Here is a 7,102-nt window from a genome sequence, read left to right on the forward strand (position 1 = left end):
GCCGTCGGCGCCGACCCAGCCCACGGGGCCGGCGTACCGGCCCCGGTCGAAGGGCTCGAGTTCGCGGATGAGCGCGAGCGCGTCCTGCGTGGGGGTGCCGGCGACCGCCGCGGTCGGGTGCATCGCCGCGATCAGGTCCAGCGAGGTGGACCCGTCGCTCAGGGTGCCCTCGAGGTCGGTGGCCAGGTGCCAGAGGTTCGGCAGCTTCACCGTGAACGGGATCTCGCTCGTGGTGAGCACCGAGGTGTGCGGCCGGAGCGCCGCCAGCACGCTCTGCACGGCGAACTCGTGTTCGTCGCCGTCCTTGCTCGAGGTAGCCAGGGCGAGCGCCGCTTCGATGTCGGCTGCGGCGTCGACGCCGCGGGAGATGGTGCCGGCCAGCACTCGCGCATTGACCTCGTTGTGGTCAGCGCGGATGAGGGTCTCCGGGCTGGACCCGACCAGGCCGTCGACGGCGTAGGTCCAGCAGTCCGGGTAGCCCAGTGCCAGGTCGGTCAGCAGCCGGCGCAGGTCGGACTCGGCGGGCAGCCGGCCGACGAGATCACGGGCCAGCACCACCTTGCTCACGTCCTGGGCGCCGATGCGGTCAACCGCGACGGCGACAGCCTCCCGGTAGCCGGCCGGCTGCAACGCCCCCGGCTGCAGCGAGATGCGGTACTCGTCGCCGAGCGGATGCAGCGCCAGTGGGATCTCGGGCGCGGCCTGCCCGGTTGGCCAGATCCGAGTGACCCAGCACTGGCCGTCCTCGCGGCCCACGATCACCTCGGGCACGATCAGCACGCTCGTCTGGCTGGAGGAATCGTCGAAGGCGAAGGTGCCGAACGCCAACAGCCCGGTGCCCGTGCGCGCGAGCGGGTCGGTCACCGTCGCCGCGGCGACGACCTCGCGCCACGCGGCGGCGGCATCCGTCATGCGGGTCGGCCCCGAGAACTCGAGGCGGAGCGCCGTGCCGATCCCGGCCAGGCCCTGGTTGCGGCGCATCCAGAGCAGCGGCTCGCGGGCGTCGAGCAGCAGGATCAGCTGGCGAATGTCGGCAATCGGGGAGGTTTCAACCGTTAGAGCGGGCGCATTCACTCGTCTACCCTACGCCTGCGCCTCCGGATACCCGGGCCGCGCCCCGCAATCTAGACTGGACCGGTGAGTAGAGCAGATCTTAATAAGCAGCCAGCACAGGTCGCCGCCATGTTCGATCTGGTCTCGACGCACTATGACCGCACCAACGCGGTGCTCTCCGTGGGCAACGCGTCGCTGTGGCGCGTCGCGACCACCCGGGCCGTCAACCCGAAACCGGGCGAGCGGATCCTCGACATCGCCGCCGGCACCGGCACCTCCAGCGTCGCCCTGGCGCACACGGGCGCGCACGTCGTGGCCGCCGACTTCTCCGAGGGCATGATCAAGGTCGGCCGCGAACGGCACGCCGACAACCCCAACGTGGAGTTCGTGCAGGCTGACGCCACCCAACTGCCGTTCACGGACGGCGAGTTCGACGCCGTCACCATCTCCTTCGGCCTGCGTAACGTCGTGGAGCCAAAGAAGGCGCTCGCCGAGTTCTACCGGGTCACCAAGCCCGGCGGCCGCGTGGTCATCTGCGAATTCTCCACCCCGCCGTTCTCCCCGGTGCGGGTGGGCTATTTCGCCTACCTCAACCACGTGATGCCGCGCATCGTCAAGCTGGCCTCCTCCAACGCCGAGGCCTACGACTACCTGGGCGAGTCCATCGCCGCCTGGCCCGACCAGCCCACCCTCAGCGCCTGGTTGCGGGACGCCGGATACGACGCCGTCGCGTATCGCAACCTCAGTCTCGGTATCGTGGCTCTGCACCGCGGAATCAAGGCCGCGGACGCCCCCGCTGCAACCTCCTGAAACTCCCAGATCCGATCGTTAGGCTGACAGAGTGAAATTGACCGCCCCCGTGGCCCGCCGGAGCCCGTCGGTAACGTCGCAACTGGGCCTGAGCGATCGAATCTTCTCCACCCCCGCCGACCGCGGCCTGGCGACCAGCATCGACAACGGCCTGGAAGAAGTGACGACGACCCTGCTCGGCGAGCTGGTCTTCGCCGACGAGATCGCCGCCGTCACCAGCCGCTACCTGCTCGACGCGGGCGGCAAGCGGGTACGCCCGATGCTCGCCCTGCTCACCGCGCACCTGGGAGACGGGACCGTCCCCGACGTCATCCGGGCCGCGGCCGCCATCGAGATCACCCACCTGGCCTCGCTGTATCACGACGACGTGATGGATGACGCCGACAAGCGCCGTGGCGTGCCGAGCGCCCAGGTGGTCTGGGGCAACTCCATCGCTATCCTCGCCGGCGACCTGCTCTTCTCCCGCGCCAACCAGCTGATGGGGCGGCTCGGCGAACGCGCCGTGCGCCTGCAGGGCGACACCTTCGAACGCCTCGTCCTCGGCCAGTTGCACGAGACCGTCGGCCCGAAGAACGGCGAAGACCCCGTCGACCACTACATCCAGGTGCTCGCCGACAAGACCGGTTCCCTGATCGCGGCCGCCGCGCAGGCCGGCGTCATCTTCTCCAATGCGCCGGCCGAGTTCGAGGCCCCGGTCGTGCAGTTCGGCGAGCGGATCGGCGTCGCCTTCCAGCTCATCGACGACGTGCTCGACCTGTCACCGCAGCCGAAGGAGACCGGCAAGGTGCCCGGCACCGACCTGCGCGCCGGCGTCGCCACCCTGCCGCTGCTGCGCCTGCGTGAGCGAGCCACCACGGATGCGCGCGCCGCGTCGCTGGTCGCCCGCCTCGAGGCCGATGTGATGAGGAGTGAGGGCGTCGCCACCGACGCCGCCGACGCGGCCATCACCGCGCTGCGCGAACACGACGTGACCACCCAGACCCTCGCGGAGGCCCACGGATGGGCCCGTGATGCCGTTGCCGCCCTTGCCCCCCTGCCCAACGGCTCGGTCAAGAAGGCGCTCACCCGCTTCGCCGAGACGATCGTCGAGCGATCCAGCTAGAAAGGCTTTCATGACCAAGTTGCGATTGGCCATAATCGGTGCCGGCCCGGCCGGCATCTACGCCGCAGACATCCTCCTGAAGGCCGAGCGGAACTTCGACGTGTCGATCGACCTGTTCGACCACCTGCCGGCTCCATACGGTCTGGTGCGTTACGGCGTCGCCCCTGACCACCCACGCATCAAGGGCATCATCAACGCACTCCGCGACGTGCTGGACCGCGGCGACATCCGCCTGTTCGGCAATGTGCGCTACGGCACCGACATCACCCTCGACGACCTCAAGAAGCACTACAACGCGGTCATCTTCGCAACCGGCGCGGTGCATGACGCCGACTTGGCGATCCCCGGCATCGAGCTCGAGGGCTCCTACGGCGCCGCCCGGTTCGTGAGCTGGTTCGACGGCCACCCCGACGTGCCGCGCACCTGGCCACTCGAAGCCAAGTCCGTCGCCGTGATCGGCAATGGCAACGTGGCCTTGGACGTCTCCCGGATCCTCGCCAAGCACGCCGACGACCTGCTGCCCACCGAGATTCCCGCGAACGTTTACGACGGCCTCAAGGCCTCGCCGGTGACCGATGTGCACGTGTTCGGCCGCCGTGGACCCACCTCGGTGAAGTTCACCCCCCTGGAACTGCGCGAACTTGGCGAACTGCCCGACGTGGACATCATCGTCTACGACGAGGACTTCGACTATGACGATGCCGCTCGCGCCGCCGTGGCGAGCAACAAGCAGGTCTTCGTGATCGACAAGGTTCTCAACCAGTGGCGCAAGCGCGAGACCGGGGCCGCCTCGCGTCGGCTGCACCTGCACTTCTTCGCCCGCCCGGTCGAGGTCACCGACGACGGCAACGGCCGGGTCGGCGGCTTCAAGTACGAGCGCACCGCACCGGATGGCCACGGCGGCGTGCACGGCACCGGAGAGATCCGCGAGCTGCCGATCCAGGCCATCTACCGGGCCGTCGGCTACTACGGCTCCTCGCTGCCGGGCATCCCGTTCGACAAGAAGCGCGGCGTGATCCCCAACCGTGAGGGCCAGGTGCTCTGGAAGGGCGAGCCCGGCTTCGAGTCCAGCACCGGCAGCCAGCAGATGTACGGCGTCTACGCCACCGGCTGGATCAAGCGCGGGCCGGTGGGCCTCATCGGGCACACCAAGTCCGATGCCATGGAGACCGTGCGGCACCTGATCAACGACGTGGGCAACTGGTGGCGCCCGGAGGCGCCCGCAGAGCAGAGCATCGTGGAGCTGCTCGAGTCTCGCGGCGTGGCCTACACCAACCTCGACGGCTGGCACCGCCTCGACCAGCACGAACTCGGTCTCGGCGCCGAGCAGGGTCGCATCCGCGTCAAGGTCGTTCCCCGCCACGAAATGGTCGAGGTCTCCCGAGCCCAGGTTCCCGCCCAGATCTAACGCACGTCGCGCTCTAGGGTGGGGTCATGAGCGACGTTGTCTGGCAGGAGGATCTGCTGGGCAGCGGGTATCAGGCGGCCACACTCCGGCTGGGCGAGGACAACGAGGGAAAGGTCGTCGCCACGCTGGTGCGCTACTGGCCGCCGCCGACCCACCCGGTGCCGCCGTTCGCCCCCGCGCACGGCACCGACGTGCTGTATCTGCACGGCTGGTCGGACTACTTCTTCCAGACCGGCCTCGCTGAGCATTGGCACAGTCTCGGCGCCCGCTTCCACGCCCTCGACCTACGCAAGTACGGACGCAGCCTGCGTGATCATCAGACCCCCGGCTACGTGGCCGACCTGGCCACCTACGATGCCGATATCGAGGCCGCCCTCACCGCGATGGGCCACGGCGTGGACGCCGGCCGGTCGTCGCGCCGGCGCCCTCGTGCTGAACAGCCCGTGGCTGGAGTTTCAGACCGGCGGGGCCGGGCGGGCCTTCATTTCGCCGCTGGTGCAGGTGGGCACCCGCGTGCAGCCGCTGGGAACCCTGCCGCAGGTCGACTGGGCTTCTACAGTCGATCGGTCTCGGCCGAGCTTGGTGGCGAATGGTCCTACGAGTCGCGCTGGCGTCCGGCGCGCGGTTTTCCGGCGCACCGGGCGTGGCTGAGTGCCGTGCTCGCGGGCCACGCCGCGGTGGCGGCCGGGTTGGGCATCGGCGTGCCGATCCTCACGCTGCTTTCGGCCAGGTCCACCATCCTGCCGCGCTGGAGCGACCAGATGAGGCAGTTCGGCAGTGTGCTGGTCGTGGACGACATCGCCCGCGCGGCTGTCCGGCTCGTTTCCACCGTGACGGTGGCCCGCATCGAGGGCGCCCTGCATGACGTCATCCTGTCGGCCGAGGCTCCGCGCAACGCGGCCTACGCATCTCTCACCCGGTGGTTGCGCGCCTACGCGCGAGGGAGCTAGCGGAAGTTCACGAACTGGAGGGCCACGTCCAGGTCCTTGCCCTTGAGGAGGGCCATCGTGGACTGCAGGTCGTCGCGGCTCTTGGAGGAGACTCGGAGCTCGTCGCCCTGGATCTGGCTCTTGACGCCCTTGGGGCCCTCATCGCGGATGATCTTGTTGATCTTCTTCGCGTTCTCCTGGTCGATGCCCGCCTTCATGCTGGCCTCGATGCGGTACTCCTTGCCCGACGGGTACGGGTCGCCGGCGTCGAGGCTGCGCAGCGAGATACCCCGCTTGATCAGCTTGGACTCGAACACCTCGAGAATCGCCTTGACGCGCTCCTCGGTGTTCGCCTTCATGAGCACCTTCTCGCCGCTCATCTCGATCGATGCGCCGACGTTCTTGAAGTCGTAGCGCTGCGCCACCTCTTTGTGAGCCTGGTTGAGCGCGTTGTCGACCTCCATGGGGTCGACCTTGCTGACGATGTCGAACGTTGAATCTGCCACTTGCTCGCTCCAATTTACTCAGTTTACGCGCTTTGATCTGGCAATTCCCCAAACCATTTGTCGCCTTGGGGCGAACGTGTCACAACCACAGCCACAATAGGCGACCGAAACACCCCTATACGGGGGTCAGGTGGTAATGGTGCAACTCCTTTGAGTCTAGAACGGTCAGCTGTCTGTCAGTCGATCAAACAGCGAGTCGACGGCGTGCAGGGAGGTCCGACGGCACTGGGAGAGCCGCGGATCGCGCTCGACGGAGTCGGTCGGTGAGGTCCCGGAGAATCCGGTGCGGCGGGCAGAAACGGCCGACCTATTCCAACCGGGTGACAGAGGTCGTAGACCCGCCACCCTCAATGGAAACCGTGCACAGGCACGCCGTCCGGATCATGGCGCCGAAGGAGTTCTCGGAGTCGACGGTGCCTCGAGCCTTCCATAAACGGGGACGTGATCAAAAACATAACGAGCCAGGGCGTCGGCGCCCTCGGGGTGCGGGCTGGCGGATTGAGCGTCAGTCTTGGAGCGCGATCGGTGGCCTTACCGGCGGGTTTTCAAGGTAGTAACGGAACTCGTCTTGCGTCATGCTGCCCCCCTTTGCGACCAGGTGGCGCAGCTTGACGGCTGGGCAATAAACCACGCAGAGCCCGAGCGCATCTTGCAGCTTTTGCCGACGCAACCCAAATTCGGCAGGAACGCGGCCACACGAGTCACCCTGCCCCGCAAATATGGCATCGGGATAGTTAGAAGATGCGTTTAGTCACAGGACGATGTTTCGGTAGCGGCGCATGTACATACGCCGCTTCGCCGCGCGTCCCAGGGTCAATGTCGGTGGTACGTAATAGCGTCCGTTCTCCCATGAGAATGCCTTGCAGGTGCAGCCGCATGACGGTCAACCTTCAAATTCACACATACCGGAGGAGTTCCTTGTGACCAGTTCGAACAGAGACGGGAGTGTTGGGGCAGCCGCACGGCGACATGCGGTGAGTCGGGGGTATCCCCGATCGTTGGCCGAGACTCAGCCGAGTGAAATCGCTGGCGTGACAGGCGTGGAGCGGCCATTGTGCGGCGACGCGAACGAAGCCATCGGTCAACGGGCATCATCCTGCCGCATTTCCAACGTGTAGCTGTGAACGTCGACGTTCGCCGTAATACATGGAGAAATCGGCCATCTCTAGCGGAGACATTCCCCCTCGTCGCTGCGATGTGGTCGATAACGCATAACGGGTCCGTGACCCCATGGGACGTGTGCCCATGGTCCAACAAGCCGAGGTTTTGGAGTTGCGATGGGCACGTGTGGGAG

The 7,102-nt window shown here is 67.1% G+C and carries 6 protein-coding genes; 4 read left to right on the plus strand and 2 right to left on the minus strand.

Annotation, left to right across the window (positions count from 1 at the left end):
- Nucleotides 1-1,074: isochorismate synthase MenF (locus JWP54_RS08545; RefSeq protein WP_297370362.1), on the minus strand; the 1,074-nt coding region annotated here is incomplete at its 3' end.
- A 63-nt stretch (nucleotides 1,075-1,137) separates the two neighbouring features.
- On the opposite strand from JWP54_RS08545, the gene JWP54_RS08550 reads away from it, so the two are divergent.
- The 4 genes from JWP54_RS08550 to JWP54_RS08565 are packed head-to-tail and all read left to right on the plus strand — an operon-like array spanning nucleotide 1,138 to nucleotide 5,323.
- The gene (locus JWP54_RS08550; protein ID WP_297370365.1) at nucleotides 1,138-1,863 is read left to right on the plus strand and encodes a class I SAM-dependent methyltransferase; all 726 of its coding nucleotides are present in this window, start codon (nucleotides 1,138-1,140) and stop codon (nucleotides 1,861-1,863) included.
- Nucleotides 1,864-1,894: 31 nt separating this feature from the next.
- On the plus strand, nucleotides 1,895-2,965 hold the full coding sequence (locus JWP54_RS08555) for a polyprenyl synthetase family protein (protein ID WP_297370370.1): 1,071 nt from the start codon (nucleotides 1,895-1,897) through the stop codon (nucleotides 2,963-2,965).
- 10 nt (nucleotides 2,966-2,975) lie between these two features.
- Entirely contained in the window at nucleotides 2,976-4,373 is a 1,398-nt protein-coding gene (locus tag JWP54_RS08560; protein WP_297370372.1) for an FAD-dependent oxidoreductase, read from the plus strand.
- Between the two features lie 26 nt (nucleotides 4,374-4,399).
- Nucleotides 4,400-5,323, plus strand: coding sequence for an alpha/beta hydrolase (locus tag JWP54_RS08565; protein WP_367274197.1), 924 nt, complete (start codon nucleotides 4,400-4,402; stop codon nucleotides 5,321-5,323).
- Here the strand turns inward: JWP54_RS08565 and JWP54_RS08570 are convergent.
- Nucleotides 5,320-5,808, minus strand: coding sequence for a YajQ family cyclic di-GMP-binding protein (locus JWP54_RS08570; RefSeq protein WP_297370375.1), 489 nt, complete (start codon nucleotides 5,806-5,808; stop codon nucleotides 5,320-5,322). The genes JWP54_RS08565 and JWP54_RS08570 overlap by 4 nt on opposite strands.
- Between the last annotated feature and the right edge of the window lie 1,294 nt (nucleotides 5,809-7,102).

Origin of the sequence: Cryobacterium sp. (assembly GCF_025463825.1) — a bacterium.
Lineage (GTDB): Bacteria > Actinomycetota > Actinomycetes > Actinomycetales > Microbacteriaceae > Cryobacterium.